The organism is Qipengyuania seohaensis, assembly GCF_002795865.1.
In the GTDB taxonomy this organism is placed as follows: domain Bacteria; phylum Pseudomonadota; class Alphaproteobacteria; order Sphingomonadales; family Sphingomonadaceae; genus Qipengyuania; species Qipengyuania seohaensis.
The window spans coordinates 128,305-151,941 of the sequence record NZ_CP024920.1 but is presented as its reverse complement, the minus strand read 5'-3'; the positions used below and the strand labels follow the sequence as shown (position 1 = coordinate 151,941).

21 protein-coding genes and 1 tRNA gene are annotated in these 23,637 nt (G+C 59.3%); 9 read left to right on the top strand and 13 right to left on the bottom strand.

Going from position 1 to position 23,637, the window contains the following annotated elements; translation table 11 throughout:
- The gene (locus tag CVE41_RS00735) at positions 1-1,656 is read right to left on the bottom strand and encodes a carbon-nitrogen hydrolase family protein (protein ID WP_100258962.1); all 1,656 of its coding nucleotides are present in this window, start codon (positions 1,654-1,656) and stop codon (positions 1-3) included.
- 105 nt (positions 1,657-1,761) lie between these two features.
- Positions 1,762-2,982 carry an NADP-dependent isocitrate dehydrogenase gene (locus CVE41_RS00730; RefSeq protein WP_100258961.1) on the bottom strand — a complete coding sequence of 407 codons (1,221 nt, stop codon included), beginning with the start codon at positions 2,980-2,982 and terminating at the stop codon, positions 1,762-1,764.
- A 295-nt stretch (positions 2,983-3,277) separates the two neighbouring features.
- On the opposite strand from CVE41_RS00730, the gene CVE41_RS00725 reads away from it, so the two are divergent.
- On the top strand, positions 3,278-4,672 hold the full coding sequence (locus CVE41_RS00725; protein WP_100258960.1) for a sugar transferase: 1,395 nt from the start codon (positions 3,278-3,280) through the stop codon (positions 4,670-4,672).
- Here the strand turns inward: CVE41_RS00725 and CVE41_RS00720 are convergent.
- Positions 4,666-5,259 carry a serine O-acetyltransferase gene (locus tag CVE41_RS00720; RefSeq protein WP_100258959.1) on the bottom strand — a complete coding sequence of 198 codons (594 nt, stop codon included), beginning with the start codon at positions 5,257-5,259 and terminating at the stop codon, positions 4,666-4,668. The genes CVE41_RS00725 and CVE41_RS00720 overlap by 7 nt on opposite strands.
- Before the next feature lie 4 nt (positions 5,260-5,263).
- The gene (locus tag CVE41_RS00715; RefSeq protein ID WP_100258958.1) at positions 5,264-6,469 is read right to left on the bottom strand and encodes a glycosyltransferase family 4 protein; all 1,206 of its coding nucleotides are present in this window, start codon (positions 6,467-6,469) and stop codon (positions 5,264-5,266) included.
- A 188-nt stretch (positions 6,470-6,657) separates the two neighbouring features.
- Here CVE41_RS00715 and CVE41_RS00710 point away from each other — a divergent pair, with 188 nt between their 5' ends.
- The 6 genes from CVE41_RS00710 to CVE41_RS00685 all read left to right on the top strand — a co-directional run bounded on the left by CVE41_RS00710 (position 6,658) and on the right by CVE41_RS00685 (position 14,091).
- Positions 6,658-6,918, top strand: coding sequence for a hypothetical protein (locus CVE41_RS00710; protein ID WP_100258957.1), 261 nt, complete (start codon positions 6,658-6,660; stop codon positions 6,916-6,918).
- A gap of 371 nt (positions 6,919-7,289) precedes the next feature.
- On the top strand, positions 7,290-8,603 hold the full coding sequence (locus CVE41_RS00705; RefSeq protein ID WP_232725732.1) for an O-antigen ligase family protein: 1,314 nt from the start codon (positions 7,290-7,292) through the stop codon (positions 8,601-8,603).
- 133 nt (positions 8,604-8,736) lie between these two features.
- Positions 8,737-9,294: a polysaccharide biosynthesis/export family protein gene (locus CVE41_RS00700; protein ID WP_157799345.1), complete on the top strand. Its 558-nt coding sequence runs from the start codon at positions 8,737-8,739 to the stop codon at positions 9,292-9,294.
- The gene (locus tag CVE41_RS00695) at positions 9,275-11,473 is read left to right on the top strand and encodes a GumC family protein (RefSeq protein WP_100258954.1); all 2,199 of its coding nucleotides are present in this window, start codon (positions 9,275-9,277) and stop codon (positions 11,471-11,473) included. Before CVE41_RS00700 ends, CVE41_RS00695 begins: the two co-directional genes overlap by 20 nt.
- Complete coding sequence (locus CVE41_RS00690) at positions 11,457-12,644, top strand: hypothetical protein (RefSeq protein WP_198507683.1); 1,188 nt, start codon at positions 11,457-11,459, stop codon at positions 12,642-12,644. Before CVE41_RS00695 ends, CVE41_RS00690 begins: the two co-directional genes overlap by 17 nt.
- A gap of 106 nt (positions 12,645-12,750) precedes the next feature.
- On the top strand, positions 12,751-14,091 hold the full coding sequence (locus CVE41_RS00685) for an O-antigen ligase family protein (protein WP_198507682.1): 1,341 nt from the start codon (positions 12,751-12,753) through the stop codon (positions 14,089-14,091).
- Here CVE41_RS00685 and CVE41_RS00680 read toward each other — a convergent pair.
- The 4 genes from CVE41_RS00680 to CVE41_RS00665 form a co-directional block, all read right to left on the bottom strand.
- Complete coding sequence (locus tag CVE41_RS00680; protein WP_100258951.1) at positions 14,018-15,487, bottom strand: hypothetical protein; 1,470 nt, start codon at positions 15,485-15,487, stop codon at positions 14,018-14,020. The two genes, CVE41_RS00685 and CVE41_RS00680, sit on opposite strands and share 74 nt — an antisense overlap.
- Positions 15,488-15,489: 2 nt before the next feature.
- Positions 15,490-15,753 carry a spike base protein, RCAP_Rcc01079 family gene (locus tag CVE41_RS00675; RefSeq protein WP_100258950.1) on the bottom strand — a complete coding sequence of 88 codons (264 nt, stop codon included), beginning with the start codon at positions 15,751-15,753 and terminating at the stop codon, positions 15,490-15,492.
- 84 nt (positions 15,754-15,837) lie between these two features.
- A complete protein-coding gene (locus tag CVE41_RS00670; RefSeq protein WP_100258949.1) occupies positions 15,838-16,986 on the bottom strand; it encodes a glycosyltransferase in 1,149 nt (382 codons plus the stop codon).
- A 102-nt stretch (positions 16,987-17,088) separates the two neighbouring features.
- Positions 17,089-18,159, bottom strand: coding sequence for a glycosyltransferase family 4 protein (locus tag CVE41_RS00665; RefSeq protein ID WP_100258948.1), 1,071 nt, complete (start codon positions 18,157-18,159; stop codon positions 17,089-17,091).
- Positions 18,160-18,251: 92 nt separating this feature from the next.
- Between CVE41_RS00665 and CVE41_RS00660 the strand changes: the two genes are divergently transcribed.
- The gene (locus CVE41_RS00660) at positions 18,252-19,481 is read left to right on the top strand and encodes a lipopolysaccharide biosynthesis protein (protein WP_232725731.1); all 1,230 of its coding nucleotides are present in this window, start codon (positions 18,252-18,254) and stop codon (positions 19,479-19,481) included.
- A gap of 3 nt (positions 19,482-19,484) precedes the next feature.
- On the opposite strand, the gene CVE41_RS00655 is transcribed toward CVE41_RS00660, so the two are convergent.
- From CVE41_RS00655 to cpdR, 4 genes are all read right to left on the bottom strand, one after another.
- Complete coding sequence (locus CVE41_RS00655; RefSeq protein ID WP_100258946.1) at positions 19,485-20,423, bottom strand: GDP-L-fucose synthase family protein; 939 nt, start codon at positions 20,421-20,423, stop codon at positions 19,485-19,487.
- On the bottom strand, positions 20,416-21,471 hold the full coding sequence (gmd, locus tag CVE41_RS00650; RefSeq protein WP_100258945.1) for a GDP-mannose 4,6-dehydratase: 1,056 nt from the start codon (positions 21,469-21,471) through the stop codon (positions 20,416-20,418). Before gmd ends, CVE41_RS00655 begins: the two co-directional genes overlap by 8 nt.
- A gap of 209 nt (positions 21,472-21,680) precedes the next feature.
- Positions 21,681-21,755, bottom strand: a tRNA-Val gene (locus tag CVE41_RS00645).
- An 85-nt stretch (positions 21,756-21,840) separates the two neighbouring features.
- The gene (cpdR, locus tag CVE41_RS00640) at positions 21,841-22,233 is read right to left on the bottom strand and encodes a cell cycle two-component system response regulator CpdR (protein ID WP_100258944.1); all 393 of its coding nucleotides are present in this window, start codon (positions 22,231-22,233) and stop codon (positions 21,841-21,843) included.
- Between the two features lie 112 nt (positions 22,234-22,345).
- Between cpdR and CVE41_RS00635 the strand changes: the two genes are divergently transcribed.
- Positions 22,346-23,266 carry an N-formylglutamate amidohydrolase gene (locus CVE41_RS00635; protein ID WP_100258943.1) on the top strand — a complete coding sequence of 307 codons (921 nt, stop codon included), beginning with the start codon at positions 22,346-22,348 and terminating at the stop codon, positions 23,264-23,266.
- Between the two features lie 28 nt (positions 23,267-23,294).
- Here CVE41_RS00635 and CVE41_RS14815 read toward each other — a convergent pair whose 3' ends face one another.
- Positions 23,295-23,621 carry a M48 family metalloprotease gene (locus tag CVE41_RS14815; RefSeq protein ID WP_232725730.1) on the bottom strand — a complete coding sequence of 109 codons (327 nt, stop codon included), beginning with the start codon at positions 23,619-23,621 and terminating at the stop codon, positions 23,295-23,297.
- Positions 23,622-23,637 lie beyond the last annotated feature (16 nt).

Sequence of the window (23,637 nt, the reverse complement as noted above, 5' to 3'; positions counted from 1 at the left end):
TTAGCCGCCCCCTGGACCGGTCGGTCCGAGGGGCTCGCGGCGCGGGCGCGGTTTGCCGGGATGCTTGCCGTCCTCGTCCCACTCGATGCGGTAGAGGTCAAACCGCCGATCGGCGAGGTTGCGAACGGTGCCTTCCGCACGTGCCCATTGCAGGTCGGCAAGGTTCACGTCGCTGATGGTGAGCGTTTCCACGTTCTCGGTAGATTCTGCGGCGATGCCATCGCGGGCGAAGGGGAAGTCGCAGGGCGTCAGGATGCAGCTCTGCGCATACTGGATGTCCATGTTGCCGACGTTCGGCAGGTTTCCGACATTGCCCGACATCACGACGAAGCACTGGTTCTCGATCGCGCGGGCCTGGCAACAGTAACGCACGCGCAGATATCCCTGCCGACTATCGGTGCAGAAGGGCACGAAGATTATGCGTGCGCCTTCGTCGGCTAGGCGGCGGCTGAGCTCGGGGAATTCGCTGTCGTAACAGATTTGCACGCCGATCGGGCCGCAGTCGGTCTGGATTACTTCGACCTTGTCGCCCCCCTTGATGTTCCACCAATACCGCTCGTTCGGGGTCGGGTGGATCTTCTCCTGTGCGTGGACCGAACCATCGCGCAGGCAAACGTAGGCGATGTTGTGGATGTCGCCATCGTCCATGCGCGTCGGGTGGCTGCCGGCGATGATGTTGATGTTGTAGCGCATTGCCATTTCGGAAATGTCGTCTCGCAGGCGCGGGGTGTATTCGGACAGGCGCTCGATCGCCTCGACGGGCGATAGCTGCTTCTCCTCGAAGCTCAGCAACATCAGCGTGAAAAGTTCGGGAAAGACTATGAAGTCCGATTCGTAATCGCTTGCAACATCTACGAAATATGTGACGTGCCGCATGAATTCGTCATAGTCTGCCACTGCGCGCGCCTGGAGCTGGCATGTAGCTACGCGTACCGCCTCCACACCGCGCGGGATGCGCTTTTTCACGGGCTGGTCGCGCTCGACATAGGGGTTGCGCCAGACCATCATGATGGCGTTGGCCATGCTGGCCTTATCTTCGGGAAGATAGCCTTGCATCACGCGTTCGGGTTCGAAACCGTTGGCAAGCTGGAAACGCAGGACGGGGTCGTGGAGCTTTCCCTCGACCACTTTCTCCAGATAGTCCTGCGGACTGTCGACCTTGCGCCGGTTGCGGCGGTAGTTCGGCATGCGGCCGGCAAAGACGATACCGGTGAGGTCGTTTTCTTCAGCTAGCGCGCGGCGTTCTTCGTAAAGCCTGCGCCCGATACGCACGCCCCGCACCTTGGGGTCGACGCACATTTCATAGCCATAGAGCCAGTCACCGGTGGGATCGTGGCGGCTGCCATAGCCGTTGCCGGTGATCTCGTCCCAGTCATGATCCTGGAAGGCCAGCGCTTCTGCTACCTGCATGGTCGCGCAATACCCGACCACTTCATCGTCGAGCAGTGCGACAAAGCAGCCGTCCTTGAAATTGTTGATCTGGCCACGGATTTCGCCGTGCGTATAGGCAGGCATGTCCTCGTAGACCCGGCGCACGAGGTTCGCGATGCCGGGAATGTCCTTGATCTTCGCATTGCGGACTTCGAGCCGCTTCTGCCCGAACTTTTCACTGCCCTTGCGACGAACGCTGCGCTTTTTTGCTGGCTGCTTGGCCATTCCTACCCCGTATATTTCAGTCGACCCCAAACGAAAACGGGGCCGGCATCATGCCGACCCCGATGATCTGGCTTATCTGGGTAATGACCCAGATGCGCTGAAGTTTCAGCCCCAGTTCGCCATTTCTGCTTCGAGGCCTTCTACGATGGCTTCGAAGAACTGTTCGGTGGTCATCCAGCTCTGTTCCGGACCGATGAGCAGTGCGAGGTCCTTGGTCATCTTGCCGCTTTCGACGGTCTCGATGCAGACCCGCTCCAGCGTCTCGGCGAACTTCACCACTTCAGGAGTGTTGTCGAACTTGCCGCGATACATGAGGCCGCGCGTCCAGGCGAAAATGCTGGCGATCGGGTTGGTCGACGTCGCCTTGCCCTGCTGGTGCTGGCGATAGTGGCGGGTGACGGTGCCGTGGGCTGCTTCCGCTTCGACGGTCTTGCCGTCGGGCGTCATAAGGACCGAAGTCATGAGGCCGAGCGAGCCGAAGCCCTGCGCGACGATGTCCGACTGGACGTCACCATCGTAGTTCTTGCAGGCCCATACGAACTTGCCGTTCCACTTGAGCGCCGCGGCGACCATGTCGTCGATCAGGCGGTGTTCGTAGGTGATGCCATGCTTGTCGAACTGTTCCTTGTATTCGGCGTCGAAAATTTCCTGGAACAGGTCCTTGAAGCGACCATCGTACTTCTTGAGGATGGTGTTCTTGGTCGACAGGTAGACCGGCCACTTGCGGTCGAGACCGTACTGGAAGCTGGCGCGGGCAAAATCGCGGATGCTGTCGTCGAGATTGTACATCGCCATGGCGACGCCCGGGCTTTCGAACTCGAACACGTCGAGGTCGATGTTCTTCCCGTCGGCACCTTCGAACACGAGGCGCAGCTTGCCGGCGCCGGGGATCAGGGTGTCGGTGGCTCGATACTGGTCACCGAAGGCGTGACGGCCAACCACGATGGGATCGGTCCAGCCGGGGACAAGGCGCGGCACGTTGTCGATCACGATCGGCTCGCGGAAAACAACGCCGCCGAGGATGTTGCGGATCGTGCCGTTGGGCGAACGCCACATCTTCTTGAGGCCGAATTCCTCGACGCGCGCTTCATCGGGGGTGATGGTGGCGCATTTGACGCCGACACCGTGTTCCTTGATCGCGTTGGCCGCGTCGACCGTGATCTGGTCATCGGTCTCGTCGCGCTTCTCAATGGAGAGGTCGTAATACTTCAGGTCGACATCGAGATACGGAAGGATCAGCCGCTCGCGGATCCACTTCCAGATGATCTTCGTCATTTCGTCGCCGTCGAGTTCGACGACGGGGTTGGCTACCTTGATCTTGGCCATGGGTTTCCTGTCAGTTCGAATTGAGTTGCGCGCGCTTTAGCAGAGCAACGGGCAAGGGCAAGGCCACTGCTCGGAGCAGCTGCGCCCGGCATCTCGTGCAAATGCTTGCCAGCCGGACGAATAGGCCAGATCATTCGAGTGTGCGGATAGCTCCGATTCAGGAATGCAAGAGTTGCCAAGAAACGTGCCGGGCGTTACCAGAAAACCAGTTCCGAAATCGGTGGCAGCAAAATGCATGCGAGATGACGCGGTGCTAACTCGGCTGCCGGACTGATATCTTTCGATCGACGTGATTATGAACGAGAATTCGACCATCGCAAATTCGGCGCCAATCGCGTTGCTAAGCACCGCAGAGCCCAAGGGTATTCATCCGCGGACGCGTATATTTCAGAAATATCAGCTCATCCTGGTCGATTTTGGCGCGATGATCGCGAGCATCTTTATTGCGCTCTGGCTGAACGGTTTGAGCGTCGAGCATCCGACCTTCAATGTGGCAACAGGCTCCATTCCGGTTCTTTGGATCTGCGCGGCCTATTTCGGTGCCTACAGCAACTCTGCGCTGGTGAGCTATACCAGGTCGGTTTCCGGGTTTGCCCAAGGCCTCATCGCGGCCGTGAGCATCTGTCTTCTGTTCCTCTTCGCAGTCAAGGCTACGAACCAGATCTCGCGCCTGAGCCTTTCGATGGGCCTCTTCGGAGGGGCGATCATTGCCACGCTCTTCCGCTTTTATCTCGTGCGCCGAAATCGCAGGCGTACCGGCACCTTCGTCGATCGAGTAATCGTTTTCGAAGATGATGTTGCAATTCACCAATCCGAGAACTTCGGCCATGTGCCGGTGACCCACATCGATATTGGGCAGATCCTCAACAATCCTGCTCAATTTGAAGCCATCAGCCAGAGCGTGGTCGGCATGGATCGAGTTGTGGTGTCTTGTTCGCGCGAGCGAAGGAACGAGTGGAGCAAGTTGCTTCGCGGACTGGATGTGCAGGGGGAGATTTTCGATCGTGCTCTCAACGAGATCGGGATCGTGGGAACCGCGGACCTGGAAGGCAAGCGAACCTTCGTGGTGACACCCAATGCCCTCAATCTGCGCCAGCAGCTGGTGAAGCGTCTGTTCGATATCTTCGTGGCCAGCGTGGCGATCATTCTCCTGTCGCCCATCCTGCTGGCTGCCGCTATCGCAATCCTTATCGAGGACGGCCGCCCGGTACTGTTCCTTCAGAGGCGGACCGGACAGGGAAACCGATCCTTCAATATCTTCAAGTTCCGGTCGATGTCGCATGCCCTCAGGGACGACGCGGCGACTATGGTCACCAGCCGGAACGATCCCCGCGTGACCCGGGTCGGCAATTTCATCCGCAAGACGTCGATCGATGAGCTGCCGCAACTCTTCAATGTGCTGCTAGGACATATGAGCGTGGTCGGCCCGCGGCCCCACGCTATCGTCGGTCGTGTGCAGGAACGGCTCTACTGGGATATCGATCCGCGTTATTGGGAGCGTCACAAGATCAAGCCCGGCATGACCGGATTGGCGCAAGTGCGGGGATTCCGGGGGGCAACGCACGAGGAACGGCACCTGACCGACCGAGTGGCGGCCGACCTCGAGTACCTGGCCGATTGGTCTATCCTCAAGGATATCAGAATACTGTTCGCGACGCTTCGTGTCGTCGTGCACGATTCCGCTTATTGACCGATTTCAGGCCCATTCTTCGATGAAGCATCAGTCAGGAGCCTGGCCGGGTTCCCGACCGCTACCTGATCTGCGGGAACGTCGCGCAGTACAACGGCATTTGCGCCAACCGACGCCCCCTGTCCGATGGTGATGCCCCCGATGAGTGCTGCACCTGCGCCGATGTAGGCGGAATCCTCGATGACTGGCGTTTCCGGCTCTGTCATCGACCGGTTGCCCAGGGTCACATTCTGCAGCATCGTCACGTTCCTGCCGATCCTGCAGTTCGTCCCGATCACGATGCCGAACGGATGAGGGACATAAAAGCCCCCGCCGATCGTGGCGCTGATGGCGATTTCGGACGAGAAAGCTATCTCGAGCATGAAGATGAGGATGCGGGCCAGCGGCTTCCCGATCAAGGGGACGCGTCGAAGCAGGCGTGCGAACCGGTGCCAGAAGACGAAATGGAAACCGGGTCTGAGAAGCAATTGTCTTACGAAAAATCCCGGCCCCGGCTGCGAACGGCACCGTTCGGCCCAGAAGGCGATGTCCATCCTCACGCTTCGGCGAAAGCCATCCTGCCGGGCGCCCTCATCAGCCTCGGTCATTCCCTCATGCCTCCCTGCGCCTCAAGGCGATTGCCTCTCGATAGGCGCCCAGATAATTTTCCACCAGCCTGTCCACGCTGAATGTCTCGAGAATCCCTTCATCAACTTCCTGGCGGGGAGGGCGCTGCGCAATGGATGCAGCCAGGATTTCTGCAAGGGCATCCGCGTCCTGGCGCGGATATACCTGAGCTCCGGGATACATGGCCGCAACTTCCGGTGATCCGCCGGCATCGCTCACGACGGCAGGCAAGCGATGCGCCATCGCTTCGATGAGCGTGCGCGGCATGGGTTCTGGCCAGATCGAGGGGATCACCATCATGTCGATCGAATCCAAGAATGGCTCGACCGGGACGAAGCCGAGCCACTCGATGGGTAGGTCCGAATAGGTGCCCTTAAGACTGCGAATGTATTCGTCGTCCCCCTTGCCGGCGATCGACAACTTCCAGTCGCTCCTGTCCAGCGAGCGCAGAGCTCGCAGGAGTACTTCGATGCCTTTCTCCGGCTTGATCGCTCCTGCGAAGCCAAGATGGTAGGCGTCGTCCCCGGCTGCCTGGGCGGCGACCGGACGGTTATCGAGAATTCCAGGCACGGCGTTGTAGATCACCCGTGCAGGCACATCGCGGAAAACACCTAGTTCGCGATGCCGTTCGATCATGTACGAGCTGTTTCCAACCACGAGGTCAACCTCGCTGGCGCCCGCTACCTTGTTCGATGTCAGGATGCGACAGGATAGGCAACGGGTAGTGCAATCTCGCAGGTTCTTGAACACGCTGGATCTCGAACACATGATCCCGAAATCTCTAAGGGTATGGACGACTGGCAGGCCATGGCTTTTCGCCAGCGGGATCACCTCGGACCCGAACCCGGTCAGGTTATTCGTATGCACAACATCTGGAGATACTCTTTGAAGAATATCCGCAATCTTCGACTGATGTGCGAATTTCATTCCGTCGTTCATGTGCCAGCGCAATCGGGAGCCGCCACCCCGGCGGATGCCGTCATATGGCCAGTAAATATTGCCGTGAGCAAGTCGATGAATTTTTACGCCGTCCCTGACCTCGGTAATGTCATCGCCGTCGGTTAAAGATATTACAGTAATGTGAAAACCAGCACTAGAGAGACCCTTGGCAAGGACCTCTACACTTCTTTCTGCACCCCCAACCGTCGAGGGTGGGAATAAGCTATTGAGTAATAAAATTTTCATCGTCATATGCGACCCACATCGTGTGATTTGCTTTATCCGAGCTGTTGTCGGGCTTTCAGGCAGGAGATTTCGGGATCGTTTTGCCTCCAAATCGGGTTTGGTCAACTCCCGGTGCGGTTGACAAAATATAGGCGTTTTGTAGACCTTTTATTCAAGGCGGCACGAGGCGTGTCGTGAAATCAGGAGAATGAATAATGAAGAATGTATTTCTCGTTGCTGCAGCAGCCTCTTTGGCTCTCGGTAGCGCTGCGTCGGCTGCTGAACCGCTTCGCGCATCGCAGGCCGTACCGGCTGCGGCTAAGGCTTCGGCTGAAGCGCCTGTGAGCCGCGCTTCGAAGCGTAGCGAACGGAAGTCGGAACTCGGCGGTTCGGCTACGATTGTGGCTATTCTGGCTGCTGCCGCTGTGATCGCCGGCATCGTTGTTGCCGCTGACGACGACGACAGCAACGGCTAATAATTCGATCTGAGGCGAGCCGCTCCGGCACCCTCGATCCGAGTTAGCTCTGGGGCCACCGCTAAGCTTGGCGGTGGCCCCTTTTTATCGCCTTTTGTGATTGTCGGGGCCTTCCGATTTTCTTCGAATCGGCCGTGGCTGACTGTCGGGAATTCTCTCTTCTTCACAAATTCCGACCTCACTGGGGTTGGTTCCTGGGACGATGGGCGGTCAATCTATCGCTATTTTTAAACGATTTATCGCAACTGCGAAAAAGTCTGGCGATTGTTGCACTTCAGCCACTCTATCGATGAGAATTTCAATCCAATATAGCGCAACCCACTTCGAATGGGGGCAGCCTTAGAATGCCAAGAAAACGTTCACGCAGGCCCATGTCGCAACCGATGCATCTTGGGCTGAGCGGTTTGCTTTTTATCGGCTTTTTGTCCTTCGCCACGATTCTGGGTGGCGGCGGCGTTCCTTCCGTTGGCACGGAAGGGCTCGTTATCCTCGTCGCTCTGGCAGTGCTCGCGCTCCTGACTGTCAAGCCAGACGCTCTTGACGGCAGGCTTCCGGTCACCGCCTGGATCGCTGTGGCGGCCTTGCCGCTTCTGATTGCGCTTCAGCTGATCCCGCTGCCAGCCGCAGCATGGACCGCACTGCCTATGCGCGGGCCGCTCGCATCGGCCCTCCAAAGCCTCGGAGGCGGTCTCCCCTCCTGGCCGCTATCAATCGACCCTGCTTCCACTTGGTGGAGCTTGGCCAGCCTAACGCCGCCAATTGCCGCATTCGTGATGGCGTACACCTTGCGGCGCGACAAGGTGCCGGCTGTGCTTCTGGCAATCGCCCTGCTGGCGGTAGCCTCAGGATTGCTGGAGGCGCTGCAGGCGCTGGTAGGCGAAGCATTCTTTATCCATCCCCGGTCGATCGATGCCGGACCAAGCGGCCTGTTCGCCAACCAGAATTCTCAGGCTACATTCCTCGTGATCGGAATAGTTGCGCTGATAACCTTGGCCTTCATGGACAAGCGCTCGAGGAAGTGGCGCCCTGCCTTCGCGGCTGCCGGACTTTTCCTAGTAGTATGCATTCTCATGACGGGTTCGCGCGCCGGCACTACACTATTGCTCGTGCCTGCGTTGCTCATCGTTACCATCGCTTTTGCCCGCTCTTCCAACAAGAGAACCTGGGCAATCGGTTCGGCGCTTGGCGCGGCGTCGGTTCCCTTGCTCGTGTTCGGATTGCTCCAGATCGAGCAGGTGAGGAAGCTTGCTGACCGGTTCTCGGACCTCAGCAGCGGCCGTGCGCAAGATATCTGGCCGGACTCATTTTATCTCGCTCAGGAAGCCTGGCCCTGGGGAATGGGTGTCGGCACGTTCCGCTACTCATTCGAACTTGTCGAACGTCTGGAAGTCGTGGACCAGACGACTGCGAACAGGGCTCACCAAGACTGGCTCGAGTTCGTGATCGAAGCCGGATTGCCTGGCGTAATCCTGCTGGCAGCGGCAATTGTGGCGATAGTGTGGTCGGTGTGGAAGAAGCGCGAACGCCTCGGGCAAGCGGAGGTATTCTCAATCGTTGCCCTTATTGTCATTGCCCTGCATTCGACTGTCGATTATCCTCTCCGGGCTATAAGTCTTGCTGTGTTGGCCTCAACTGCTATGGCCTGGATACTTTCGGACGGGACGCACCTTGAAAAACGGAACTAAAAACCCTTTTGGCCGGGCAGGCCTCTTTTTGTGTTTGGCGAGCCTCGCTCTGGCAGGGTGTCAGACGACGCCTTCCCAGTCGCTCGCCCGTGACGCAGCGGCTTATGATCTGATTTCGCAAGACGGTGAGGTCGTGACCTATAGAGTCGGTCCTTTTGATCGGCTCACGGTCACCGTCTACAACGAACCTGCCCTTTCGTTCGCGGACATTCCGGTCGATGCGGAAGGGAGGTTCGATTATCCGTTGATCGGCACTGTCGATGCCGCAGGACTGACGACCGAAGAGTTGACTGGCGAAATCAAGCAGCGGCTCGACGCGACTTATTACCGCGATGCCCGCGTGACCGTGTTTGTGACCAATTCGGCCAGCCGCTTTGTGGTGGTCGAAGGTAGTGTCGAGGAACCTGGTCGTTACGAACTTACCAACGGTCGGGCATCGTTGGTCGAGGTTATTGCGCTCGCGAAGAGCCCGACCCGCACTGCGAACCTAGACCAAGTCATGGTGTTCCGTAATGAGGATGGAGAGCGCTATGGCGCGGTATTCAATCTTGCGGATATCCGGAACGGCAAGGCTGATGATCCGATCCTGCGCGGCGGCGACGTTGTCGTCGTCGGCTTCTCTTCCCTAAAAGGCGCATTTCGCGACTTCCTCACAACGGCACCGTTCTTCAATGTATTCACACGCTTCTAGCCCTGCCACGGATTCAAGTCAGGAGGTCATAATCCTCCCGCCGGGCGATAACGCCTATGGCGCGCCGACTGCCGGGTCGCTGGATTTCCGTAGGCTCGTCGGTAGCCTCTGGCAGTATCGTCTGCTGATTGCTGGGATCGTTGCCGCCTTCCTCTTGCTGGGGATTGCGGTGACGTTCCTGATGACGCCCATGTACACGGCGTCGGCAACGCTTCAGATCGACCAGGAAGAGCAGCGCATCCTCGATGCCGAAGATCAGGCCGCCTCCGCAGCCTACCAGGACGCGGACCGTTTCCTACAGACCAATGTAGACGTGCTCCGCAGCCGACGCATGGCGGAACGCGTAGCCGAGGAAATGGGCCTTTTCGATAACGATGAGTTCCTCGATCTGATGAACATCGATCCTCCCGGCGAAGATGAACCCAATCCCGAACTCGCCCGGCGAGACGAAGTGCTCGAAACGATCGAGGACAATCTTGATATCGGCTTGCCGCAGGATTCGCGCGTTGTACGGGTGAGCTTCACCAGTCCCAATCCTGCGTTTTCGGCACAGTTCGCCAATACCTTCGTGGCAAGTTACCTGCGCTACAATATCGAGCGCCGCCTCGATAAGACCGCCTACGCTCGCGATTTTCTCTCACGCCAGCTCGAAGAAGCGCGTGAGCGCCTTCAGAACGCCGAGCGCGAAGCCAATGACTACGCGCGCAACACCGGGCTGGTCCGCCTGCCGTCGGCTACCCCCGGAGTCGCCGACACCACCATCACTACGATTGACCTTGGTCGCTACAATGATGCACTTGCGGAGGCTCGGACCGACCGTATCGCAGCGGAAAGTCGCTGGAATAGCGTCGCGAGGGCACCAGATTACGCAATCGCAGAGGCTTTGCAGAACAATGCGATGCAGGATCTCATCGCTGAACGCGCGCGGGTTCAGTCGCTGCTCGAGGCGGAACTCGCGGTCAAACAGCCGACGCATCCAACCGTCATTCCCCTGCAGAAGCAGCTCGACGAGTACGATGCCCAGATCTCGCGTCTGGCTGCCGGCGTCCGCGCTTCCATCCGGGATGCTTATCGAATCGCTGCGGAGCGAGAATCCGAGCTCCAGGATCGTGTGAATTCGCTCAAGGGCGATACACAGGCCGAGCGTGACCGCAGCGTGCAGCTTAACACCCTCACGCGTGAAGTCGAAAGCAGCCGCGAGCTTTACGACGGCTTCCTCCAGCGTTTCCGCACCCTGAGTGCAGAAGCGAACATCACCAGCAACAACGTCCAGCAGATCGACATTGCCCAGCAGCCCATCGAGCCTTCGTCTCCGAACCTGCTATTGAACCTCCTCCTTTCTCTTATTGCGGGCGTAGGTGTTGCCGGCTTCGTCATTTTCCTGCGCGAGCAGATGGACGATCGCCTCCGCACGGCCAACGAGTTGGAAGAGAAGCTCGGCCTCAAGCTGCTCGGTATCACTCCGGCGCTGAAGGATGGGGAATCCCCGATCGAGGCGATGGAGGATCGCAAGGCTCCGCTGACGGAAAGCTTCTACTCACTACGCACCGCGCTGCAGTTCGCAGTGCCGTCCGGCCTGCCTCCGCGCATGCTCGTCACCTCGACGAGGCAGGGCGAGGGCAAGTCCTCCACTGCCTTCGGTATCGCGAAGACAATGGCAGATGGCGGAAAGCGCGTGCTGCTGATCGACTGCGACCTGCGTCGTCCTTCAGTTCACCGAGCAATCGGGACCGACAACGACACCGGCCTCGTCACCGTGCTCACGACCGATGCGCCGCTATCGAGCGTGGTTCGCGAGACCGATATCGAGTCCTTCGGCGCTGTGACCAGCGGTCCACTTCCGATGAATCCGAGCGACCTCCTCGCTTCGCATGCTTTCGTCAATCTGCTGGCAACTATCGAAGACCAATACGATCTCGTCGTCCTGGATGCGCCGCCGGTCATGGGTCTTGCCGATGCGCCGATCCTGTCGGCCATCCCCAACACTGCGACCGTGTTCGTGGTTGAGGCGGAAGACAGCCATCGTGGCGCCGCTCGCAATGCCCTGCGCCGCCTGAGCAGTGCCGGAGCCAACGTCGTCGGCGGCGTCTTCACCCAGTTCGATTTCGCTAAGGCCAAACGTCTCGGCTTGGGAGGCGGCACAGACTACTCATACAGCTATTATGAGTATGGCAGCTAATTTAACCCTGTCGCTCATCGGCAAGGCCAGCTTACTCGCAGGCCTGGCTGCAGCTGCCGTTCTCACGGTGGCGGCCATGACCGACCGTGCAGGGATTTCGGTCACCCAGCAGTGGCCCTACGCAATAGCGAACGCACGTAGCGAGGTCGCCTCCGCAATCGAGGATGGCGAAGGCTCGGCCGCTCTCGAAGCGGCCGAGCGGCTGGTTCTCAACGCCCCGCTTCGACGCTCTAACCTGTCCCTACTCGCCACAGCGCACCAGCTTGCGGGCAATGCCCAGGCTTCGGCCGATATCTTCCGGATTGCGAGCTCGCTCGGATGGCGCGATCTGCTGGCACAGGGCAACGCGGTCCAGCTGGCGCTTGCGAATGGCGAATACGATATCGCCGCAAGCCGGATGGAAGCGCTGGTCCGGGCAGAGCCCAGAAGCCCTGTGACCCGGCAATTGCTGGTCGTTATTGCGGACGTTCCTGATTCGCGGAGAGCGCTAGGCGCGGCCATGGCGGCCGGTGAGGGCTGGGGCGACAATCTAATCATCGGGCTACACGAACTTCCAGAGGATGAGATCGCCGCGCGCTTGCCAATCCTGCGGTCAGCAAGTTCCAATGACTTTCGGCCGACCGAATTATTCGCACGGCGCGAAACCGATCGGATCTATGCCGTTAATCCTCTTCTTGGGTGGGAAGTATGGACGGCGATGAGCGGGCCCGGAGCGGTCGATGAGACAGGGCTGTGGGATGCCGATTTCTCGACAATCAAGGAAAGCTCCTTTGGCGGCCGCGCTCCGTTCGAATGGCGCCGGGAGCGTCGTACCACGCAGACTCTCGGTATCGCAGAAGAAGACGGGCAAATCAGGCTCACTGTGACCGGTCGCAATTTCGCTGCCGAGAACCTCACCAACCAGCACGTCCGGCTTACCTCGGGACGATATGTGCTGGGCTGGAACAGCAGTGCAGCGGTGTCTGGGCGTCCCGACCTGTTGCTTTCGGCCGATTGCGCATTGCCTACGCGCCCGATGGAACTCGGCCCTGCCGTTTTCGAGGACGGCTCGTTCTACCGGCTGTTCGTAGTCGGACCGGAATGCATGCTCACTCAAATCCGCGTGTTCGCTCCAAGCGGCGTTTCCGATAGCCGCTGGATTGCGAATCCTCGCGTGCTTCCGTTAGATTGAGGGCGAAGTGAACCAAACGCCTTCCTATAGCTCAAAGAAAACCCTGCCGCTGATTGATCAGGCGGATCGCTCGATCTCGAGTTGGGTTGGATTTGTCAGTATCGTCGTGGCGACCTTCGCCGTCTGGTTCACCTGGGGGATCGGGCCGGAATTCTTCAAGGTCTCGGCAACCCAGATTTTCATCGCCATCGCCTTCAGCGCCTGCGTGTTCCAGTGGATGGTCTTCGGTGATGCTATCCCGCGTGCGACCCGCACGGCCCTGCATCCGATCGTCTGGGTCAGTACGGCGATGATCCTTGTGGGTATGGCATCCATGGTTGTCGCGCCGGACCCGGTTCTAACTATCAGGTTCCTGAGCCGCTGGGTTTTCGGCATTCTCTACCTCGTCTCGTTCGTGCAATTCGTCACGCTTGACGCCGAGCGTTTGCGGAAGGTCATCCGGGCATTCCTCTATGGCGGGGTCGCGACGGTTCCCGCGCTAGTGATCGGGTATTTCTACCAGCCGCTGGGCGAACTGGTTTTCTGGGATCTGTGGTCCTATCGAAGCAACGGCTTTTTCGAGCACCCGAACCAGCTGGCGATGGTCTCGCTGGTGGCTCTGGTGCTTGCGCAATTGCCCGGCCTCCTGAACCGCAAATTGTGGCTTGTCGTGATGGCGGCTTTGTTATTCGTCCTGGTGACGGCAGGATCGAAGACGAACATCGCCTTGGCAATTCTCATCATCCCGGTGGTGTTCTTCTGGTTGCCGGCGCGTGAAGGCCGGGCAGTAGAGGCGCTTGGCGGCGCCATCGCGGGCCTGATTGCGGCCGTCGCAGGACTTGCGGCAATCGTTTTCGGCCTGAAGACCTACAACAACTACTTCTACCGCAAGCTCCAAGAGTTCATCACCAATCCGGACCGTGCCGACAGCACGCAATCGCGTGGTGGCATGTGGCAGGACTCGATCAACTGCATGCTCGAAAAACCGGTTTTCGGGATCGGCGGCGGGAATGCCAATGCGTGCATCAACTACACCCACGCGCACAACGTCTTCATCAATTACCTGCTGGAAACCGGTATCTTGGGTCTTCTCCTGATCGTCGCTTTCTTCCTGTTGGTGATCTACTCGACTATAAGGGTCTCGAAGAAACTCGCGTTCGGAATTCACGCGAGCGCCTACAACAGGCAGCTCTTCCGATCGGCCGGTCTCGTGCTGGTCGCCATGATCCTGTTCATCATCAGCAACTCTTCGAGCGATTCGCTCGGCGGTTCAACCATGCCGGTTCTCTGGATGCTCGTTGGCGTCGGCCTGGCGATGAGCACGATTATCGAACGGAAAGGGGCGCGGCCGCGTGCGGCGCCAAGCTATGGCTATGCAGCCGCGCCATCCGGGATCACGCCTGGTAAGCCTCGAGCGATCCCTGCACCTGCGGCGGGCTTCGGAAAGCCGCTGTCCGGTAACACCTGACCTTTGCTCCGCTGGCGATCCTGATCGGGGCAGACGCGGGCGGCATTGCAAGAGCTACCCGGTCGAGCCAGATCCGGGATTGCTCGTCTGCGACGACCGCTCCTGGATCGACGATGCCGCCAACCATCCGGTCGCCCCGGTCGTCGGAAATATGCGTCCCGATCATCAGGCCCATGGAGATCCCCACGTTCCTCACGCCACCGCCGCTCGTCTCTCGGAATTGTCCTGCGAGATCCAGACCGATGCTGTCGTCATGCAGCGTGTAGGCATTGTCCGACTGCGAGGTGTTGTAACCCGCCCCGCGGTCACCGTTCCGGATTGCCCGGCAATTCACCGTCACCATGTGGGTCGCCGCGCCGGCAACGGCGTTTCCGGCCGAGAAGCCGTCGCGCGTGTTGTTGCTGGCGTCGCAATCCGAAAACAGGGCTAACCCGTGCAGGTTCTTCACGCGGACCCCGCTGCCTCCGGAGGGAACCGACCATGCGCCGCCATTGTAGCGGAACGTGCATCCTTCGACGACCAGGGCTTTCATTTGCGCAGGCAATCCGCTCGTTTCGTAGACGAGGGCAGCGCCCGTATTGCCTCCGATGGTATCGAAGCCGGAAAGGGCGTCATTCCCCCCGAGATAGATGCTGACCGGTGATGCGAAGGACCAGACGGCCGTGCTAGGCCGGAGGAAATAGGTGTTGGCGGTCGTGACCGGCGCGCCGTCGTGACGATGGATATAGGCCTTGCCGTCCTGGTAGGCCCAGCTTCCGGGAACACGATTGCAGATCGCGGCACTCGCGACGCGAATATACTCCGGGTGGAAGCCGTCCCGGTCCAGGCGCAACCGGTCCAGCACGCGATCGACGCTGCTTGTCGCGACCACATGGGTGTTCGGGTATTGCGTATCGACCGGTGCATTCCCGGTCTCATCCCAGCTGCCGGTTACGACGCGTCCGCCGTGCGCGATAAAGGCGATATCGACACTGGGCGAGGTGCCGGCGAAGCCCGGGCATGCCCCTCGCGAATAGGCGCCGGCTTCGATCATGATCCTTGCTGGCAGTCCTGCCTCGTTGGCAGACCGGATTGCCTTGTTGATCGATCGGTAAGGCGCGGCCTGCTGACCCGTTCCCGAGCTGTCGTTCCCGCTGGGAGAAACGTGCAGAACAGTCCCCGGCAATACGCGTGCGTCGCTGAAGCGGTCGAAGATATCCGCAGCGGACTCGTCGATCGCTGCAACATTATGCGCGCCGCCGAACGCGATCGAACCAGCAGGTTGCCATTCGGCCACCCGCCATCCTGCCAGCCACTCGTCCGGCAAATGCAAGGGTTCGAAATGCAGGCCGGTAGGCGTGCCAAGTCGTGAAAGTGATGCGGGATTTGCCCCGCCGATTGCGCCGCTCGTCCTCATGCTCAGACCTCCGCAATCAGATCGGTTGCGGTAGTCCCGGTCGCGCGGACGAAACCTGCCCGTACCGCAATGCAGCTGGCGTCGGGCAGGTTGCGGTAGGTGACGTCCTGATCACCATCGACCCCCCGAAGGGTGACATCTCCGCCGGTCCCGACATAGATGCCCTTCGGAACGAGGGGCAATGCGTCGTCGTCGCTGGGCGCAATCGGGAAAGGCGAGCGCGACGGGTGCCCGACGCTGTCGCGAAAGTCTTCGAATCTGTCCATCTGGCTGCTCCTTGTTCAGGGAGCTGCGCCAATAATCAGACGAAGTGGTTGTAGGAAAACGAAATAGTCAGAAAGCGGCCGAGACTAGCCGTGATTGGCAAAGGCGCGCGATACGGTGTTCCTGAAGTTCTGCCGGAACGCCTCGATCGAGAAGCGTTCCGCATTCGCACGGCAATCCTCTGACGAGATGGATGCGCCTTCCGCCACGAAAGTATCGATAGCTGCCAGCAGTGCTTCCAGCGTCTGTTCCCCGTACAGCACGCCGCTGGCGCCGGACGAACCCAGGGGAATGACAGTTTCGGCGGTACCGCCCTTGCCAAGTGCGATCACCGGTGTGCCGCAAGCCTGTGCCTCGACCGGCGCGATGCCGAAATCTTCCAGCGCGGCGAATACAAACGCGCGCGCCTTCTGCATCAGCCGCTGCAACTCGGCGAAGGAAACGTGACCGCGAACTTCGACATTGGGTCCTGCCAAGGAGCGCACCCGGTCGAGTTCAGGGCCGCCGCCGACCACGACGAGTTTCAGATCGGGTCGACGGTTGAAGGCTTCGACCACCATCGGGGCGCGCTTGTAAGGGACGAGGCGCGAGGCAAAGAGGAAGAAATCTTCCTTGGGCTCTTCGCTTGGCACGAAGTCCGCAACATTGACTGGCGGATAGACGACTTCGGCTTCGCGCCGGTAAATCTTCCAGATCCGGCGGCGGATGAAATCGGAGTTGGCGACGAACTGATCGACGAGATTGGGAGTGCGCGCATCCCATTTGCGGAACCGGTGCATCATCGAATGCGCGATCGCGCGCTTCACGCCGCCGAAGGTGCCCGACATATTGTCGATATACTCGTGGGTCAGGTCCCAGGCATAGCGGGCAGGGCTGTGAACATAGGCAACATGAAGCTGGTTCGGGCCAGTTATGACCCCCTTCGCCAGGGCCGCACTGGAGGATACCACGAGATCGTAGGAGGACAGGTCGAACCGTTCGATCGCCTGAGTGCAAGGCAGGATAAGGCTACGGTAGTACTTGCTGACCCCAGGCAGCCGGTTGAGGTTGCTCGTGTGGATTGCCTTGTCGCCGAGGATTTCGGCTCTTTGAGCGTCGGTGAGGAAATCGAACAGGCTGTAGATGCCCGCCTGCGGATAGAGCAGGTTGAACTGCTCTACGACGCGCTCGGCACCAGATATGACCGGGAACCAGTCATGGACGATCGCTACCTTGCCATCGTAGTCGCGGGACAATTCATTTGCTCCAGTATTTCTTGCCAGTCGCGGCAGTGCTCGTCCGGTCTAGCCAATTAAACAAGGCGCCAGGCTGAACGTAAGGTCCGGGCCAACCGACAGTTATTGTACCTTGCCGTAGGCACGCTCGATCAATTGGTCCAGTTGATCTGCGGAACTATCCCAGTCGTATCTCGCCACGTTGCGATATCCGCGCGCCACGAGGTCCGCGTGCAGACTTGCGTCCGAAGTAAGCGCGTTCATCGCCTGTGCGAGTTCGGATGCATCTTGCGGATCGAAGTATAGCGCCGCATCTGCGCAAACTTCGGGGAGGGCGGATGCCCGGGCCGCGATGACGGGTACGCCGAGATGCATGGCCTCGATTGCCGGAATGCCGAAGCCTTCGAGAAATGACGGCATCACGAAGGCACTCGCTCCCTGGAAGACCGCCTTGAGTTCGGCATCGCTTATCCGCGGGAGACGATGCACGTTGGGCTTGCTCACCATCGACATTTCGGCCTGAAATATCTTCGGATTGCTGCCGCCCACGATGACGAGGTCGAAGGGCGGATTTTCCAGCCCGGCATAGGCCGCGAGGGCGGTGTCGAAATTCTTGTTGGGATTGGCGCTTCCCACGCACAGGACATAGGGGCGCCCATCGATGCCGTACCGCGCGCAGGTTGCCGGATCGGCCTCGACATCGTCGAGGTGACCTGCAGCGTTCGGAATCACCGTGATGCTGTCGACCGGGATATCGAAGGTTTTGGCGATTTCCTTGGCGGACCAGTGCGATACGGTGCAAATGGTGGCGCGCTTGACCAGTTGTCCTTGAAGCGCGGTGTACCAATAGCGGAACTTGCGCGAATATCCCTTGGGGCCGAGCTGGTAATTGACGTCGTGCATCATGACGATCTGGCGCTTCACCCCGACCGGCGCGGTGCTGCAGAGATTGACCAGCAGATCGTCACTGCCGACCTTTCCGCGCAAAATGACCTGTTCCCAGAAATGCCCGCCCGCTGCGGGAAGTGGGGAGGGGATCACTTGGGCGGGCAAGGCATACTCGGAAAGCGGCCCGACCGGAGCCAGAGCGCGCATGTCCGGTCGGCGTTCCAGTACCCTGCGCCCCAGTTCATAGGCAACGCGCTGCACACCGGTCATGCCTTGCCCGGTGAAACGGGCATTGAGATAGATCACTTGGAAAACTCTTGGTGAATGCTTGCGAAATCGTGGCGGACCTCTAGGCGGACAGAGGACTTGGATCAAGGAATGCGGTTGCGATGTGGCGAGTGGGCGGAAGTATTGCGAGCATTCGCCTGACGGCGATCGCTATGCGCTTCGCGCTGACGATCTTCATTACGGCCAATCTCGGTCTTGAGGCGATGGGGCAGTTCGGGCTAGTGCTCGGGCTCGGAGCATTGGCACCTGCGCTTTTCGGCTTCGGACTCAACTTCCACATGGCCCGCGCGATCGTGGGTTCCGACGAAGAACGGCAGGTCGGAATCATCCGCAGCCGTATGGGTTTCACGCTGGCCGTCCTGCTTCTGGCAACCATCACAGGGCTTCCGTTTGCCATATCGGAGGCAGGCATGCCTCTCGCCCTCGTCTTGTTCATCGCCGCGATCCTATGGGGCGAGGCTCTGGGAATGGATATTTACATCGCGCTGACCGCGCTGCGCTTCAATGTGCTGGCGAACTTCAGTCTCGCGATGCGAAGCGCGTTCTGGATTCCGGTCGCTGTCGGTCTGGCCGGATATTCGCCCGAATATGCCAACTTGCAGACCATTCTCGCCTGCTGGATAGCCGGGCAGGTCGCTAACATCATAATCGTCTTCGCAGTTCTTGGCAGCCGTCTGCGAAGCTCCGGCTCTATGGGAGAAGGCTGGTCGCGCGCGACCATCAAGGATGGCCTGCGCATCTGGCCGAGTGACCTCGCACTGGTCCTGATCGCGTTCGGAGACCGGTTCATCCTCTCGGGCACAGTGGACGAGCGCGAGTTGGGGATATTCGTGTTTTTTTGGAGCTTCGCCAATGTTGCCCAGACCCTCATCCAAGCGGCGATCATCACTCCGTCATTGCCGAAACTGATCCAGCTTCACAGGGAAGACGTCGTGGCCTGGAAGAAACAAATCAGGCAGTTGGCAGCAATCGTTATGGTCTCGGGGTCCGTTCTTGGTGCGGGTATCTATGCCTTTGTATTCTTGGTCCATACCTATTTCCCCCAAGCAAATTTCCCTTGGGCGCCGGTATTCGGCGCGACGATTATCGTAGCGACCATCGTACGGTTCGTCGGCGACTTCCTTTCGACCGTCCTCAATAGCGCAGGTGCAGCCAATGCCTATTCGGTGCTGAATGTCGGATTTGCAGTGACCCTCATGGCTGCATTGATCCCCGCCTCGATGTGGGCCGGAATTCATGGGGCTGCGCTTGCCTTGTTGGCAGTGGCGGGTGTGTTCAACCTGCTGAAGCTTAAAGCTGTCAGGGCAGTTTACCAGACTGCTATCGGTGGCAGCCGGTAGACTTCACAGTTCGCTTTTTACGCTGGCGTAAGTGTCGGCAATTCCGCGCCCGAGAGGGATGGACGGCATCCATCCGAGTTCGTCCAGCCTTGACGTGTCGAGCCGCTTGCGAGGCGTGCCATCCGGCATGGTCGGATCGAAGCGCAATTGCCCGTAGAAGCCCACGATGCTGCAGACGAGATTTGCCAATTCGGCAATCGAAAGCTCGTGTCCCGACCCGACATTGATCGGCTCAGCCCCGGAATAGTGACTGAGCAGGTAGATGCAGGCATCGGCTAAATCGTCAACGTGCAGGAATTCGCGTTTCGGTTTGCCTGACCCCAGAACCTCGAGGAAATGTGATTCCGAAGCCTTAGCTTCGTGCGCCTTCTTGATCAGAGCGGGCAGAACATGGCTCGTTTGCGGATCGTAATTGTCGCCGGGACCGTAAAGGTTGGTGGGCATCGCACTGATGAAATCGCAGTCGTATTCGCGGCGATAGGATTGGCACAATTTTACCCCTGCGATCTTTGCCAGTGCATACCATTCATTGGTCGGTTCGAGTGGCCCTGAAAGCAAACTCTCTTCCGAAATCGGCTGCTCCGCCTCCCTCGGGTAGATGCATGACGAGCCGAGATAGAGCAGCTTTTCAGCTGCAACCTCGCGCGCAGCGTGGATCGTGTTGGCTGCGATCATGAGGTTGTCGTAGAGAAACTGGGCGGGATATGCGGAGTTCGCCAGGATTCCCCCGACCTTGCCGGCAGCGACGATCACGACCTCCGGTCGCGTATCACGAAAGAAATTACGCACCTGCGCCTGTTCGCGTAAATCGATGGAACGGTCAGCGAAAAGGACTATGCAGTCTTCGCTTTCAAGCCGCCTGACAATGGCAGAACCCACCATCCCGAGATGGCCGGAGATGTAGACCCGCTTACGGTCCAGTGAATAGGGCAGGCTATTCATTCGTGAGTGCGGCCTGAAGCGCGGTCCTGTCCGCCTCGACCATCTCACGGGCGAGCTCGCGGGCACTGGTCTGAGCCTTCCAGCCCAAAATGCGCTCGGCCTTGCTGGCGTCGCCTTGCAGGGCTTTGACTTCGGTTGGTCGGAAATAGCGCTCGTCGATCTCGACCAGGACACGGCCATCCGATTTGGCGATCGCCTTCTCCTCCAGACCTTCTCCGACAAATTCGACGGGGATACCGGCATCATCGAATGCCCAACGTACGAACTCGCGGACCTCGGTCGTCTTGCCGGTCGCCAGGACGTAGTCGTCTGGTTCGTCCTGCTGCAGCATGAGCCATATAGCTTCGACGAATTCACGGGCGTGGCCCCAATCCCGGCGTGCGTTGAGGTTGCCGAGAAAGAGCTTCTCCTGCTTGCCGTGGGCAATGGCAGCCGCGGCGCGCGTAATCTTGCGGGTCACGAATGTTTCGCCGCGCAAGGGGCTTTCGTGGTTGAACGCGATCGCGTTCGATGCGTGAATTCCGTAGGCCTCTCGATAATTGACCGTGATCCAGTAGGCATAAAGCTTGGCTACTGCGTATGGGCTTCGCGGGCGAAACGGGGTCTCTTCATTTTGGGGGCAATGAGCTGCGTCCCCGTACATTTCACTGGTAGACGCCTGGAAGAAACGGCTTTTCCGCTCGAGCCCGAGGATCCGGATTGCCTCGAGCAGTCGCAGGGTACCCGTCGCATCCGCATTTGCGGTGTATTCGGGGGTTTCGAAACTGACGCGAACGTGGCTCTGCGCAGCGAGGTTATAGATTTCGTCCGGCTGTATTTCCTGCATCAACCTGATGAGGTTGCTTGCATCCGTCATGTCACCGTAGTGGAGGAAGAGACTTGGATCAGGCGCGTGCGGATCTTCGTAGATGTCCTCGATACGTGCGGTATTGAATGAGGAGGATCGCCGCTTGACCCCGTGCACTTCGTACCCCTTGGAGAGCAGAAGGCGTGCTAAATAGGCGCCGTCTTGACCGGTGATGCCGGTTATCAGAGCCCGTTTGGTCAAAACTCAATACCTTTGGCTTGCGACGCCGCATGGATGTGTCCGATTTATCGGTACACTCCAGCCATGGAAACCAATTGCCTCGAAGGCAACCTCCGCCGTCGCAAGCGCAGCGGATTTCCAGAAGTTTTTAGCAGATTTTTTGAGGTAACCGAAACCGCTGGCCGGGTTGGGAGCCGGAATTCCTGGATCTTGCGGTTATCGGGGTTCGATGGTGGGCGTACCAAGGTTCGAACTTGGGACCCCTACGATGTCAACATAGTGCTCTACCACTGAGCTATACGCCCACGCTATCGAACGTGCCGAAGTAATCGACAGGCGCGCCCATTAGCGGGGCCTCACCGGCCGCGCAAGGGGCAAAACGGTACTGCTTTACAAAAGTTGTGCGCTGACCTGGCTGCCCAGCACGCGTTCCACTTCGAGAACGAGATCGCGCAGGTGGAAAGGCTTGGAGAGCACCTTGGCATTCGGTTGCTCAGCACTTGCTTTGAGCGTCACGGCTGCAAAGCCCGTGATGAACATGACCTTCGTGCCAGGGCTGATCTCGTTGCATTTCTGAGCCAGCTCGATCCCGTCCATTTCCGGCATGACGATGTCGGACAGGAGCAGGTCGTATTCGTTGCGTTCCAGCAGCGGTACCGCAGCCGTGCCGCGGTCAACCGAGTCGACGACGTATCCTGCGTTGTCGAGGGCGCGCTCCAGATAGGTGCGCATTGCGTCGTCGTCTTCTGCAAGCAGGATTCGCTGGTGGTTCGGCTCACTCATGGGAATCTTCCTAACCGAAACCGCTTAACAAATCTTGATAGGATTTGGTCCGTGTCCCTGTTTGGCGCAATCGATTTTGACTTGCCTAACACAGTCCGCCATCCCTGACGCCATGACTTCGCGCCAAAACACCGACGGTGATACGGATCCTGCCGATTGCGCTCCTTTCGAGCTGAAGCTTGGGGAACGATCGCCGATACCGGTCCTCATTGCCGCACCTCACGGGGGAAGGCGCTATACCGAGAGGGTCGAGCAGTCTTTTCGCGATCCGTCATGCAAATTGCGGCTGGAGGACCGGTATGTCGACCGTCTGGCAGAAGCCGTTGCGGAAGCCAGCGGCGCAGCACTTCTGGTTGCAAAGGCTCCGCGAGCCGAGATCGACCTCAATCGCGCACCCGACGATGTGGACTGGGGCATGATTTCAGGGAGCGGCAAGCGGACGCTGTCTCACTCAATCGCAAACCGCCGTGCGCGTAGCGGCCTTGGCTTGATCCCTCGGCGACTGTCGGGTGTCGGCGAGATTTGGCGGGATCCTATCGAAAGGACCGAACTCGATCGCCGCATCGAGACGATCCATCGCCCCTATCATAGCGCGCTCGGCAAGGCGCTGGAAACGCTGCGGGACCGCTGGGGAGCGGCATTGCTGGTGGACCTGCATTCGATGCCACCTCTAAGCGATCGGGCGTACGGAGGAGCGAGGCCCGAATTCGTGATCGGTGACAGGTTCGGCACAAGCTGCAGCGGGACCATTTCGGCCGAAACGCTCGGGTATCTCTCTCGGAATGGTCGCCTTGCAACGCACAATCGCCCTTACTCGGGCGGGTACGTGCTCGACAGGCATGGAATGCCGAAACGCGGTTTGCATGCTCTGCAGATCGAGGTGTGCCGATCACTCTACCTGGATGCCCGTCTCGACCAGCCAAGCGCGCGGTTGGGGGGAGTTGCACGGCTGCTCGCCGGGCTAGTAAAAGTCCTGGGAAGCGAGGTCGCCAATTTGAGATCCGGCAGCCAGTTTGCAGAGGCCGCAGAGTAAGCCGCTACTCTGTAACCCCGAGTTTTCGTCAATCATCCTCTTTGAGGAACGGGACGAATTTGGTTCGCCAATCGGCCTTGCCGTTGATCGAGACAGCTTCGATCCGGGGTAACTCGGCCTGGATAAATTCCACCCTTTCATCCCACCCGTCATGAGTGCGCTTTCGAAGGATACCGCCTCCGTGCCTCGGGCCCCAATCCCGCATGAAGTCTACGGCCGCCTGCGGATCGTATCCCGCGTTATAAAGCAGCCACGGCATTAACCGGTCGGCATCGCGCTCGCTATTGCGAACGCGGCCGCCACGCCTTCCATACTTCTCGAAGTGATCGAGATGGCCGAGGAGATTATGCGCCATTTCGTGGGCGAGGGCA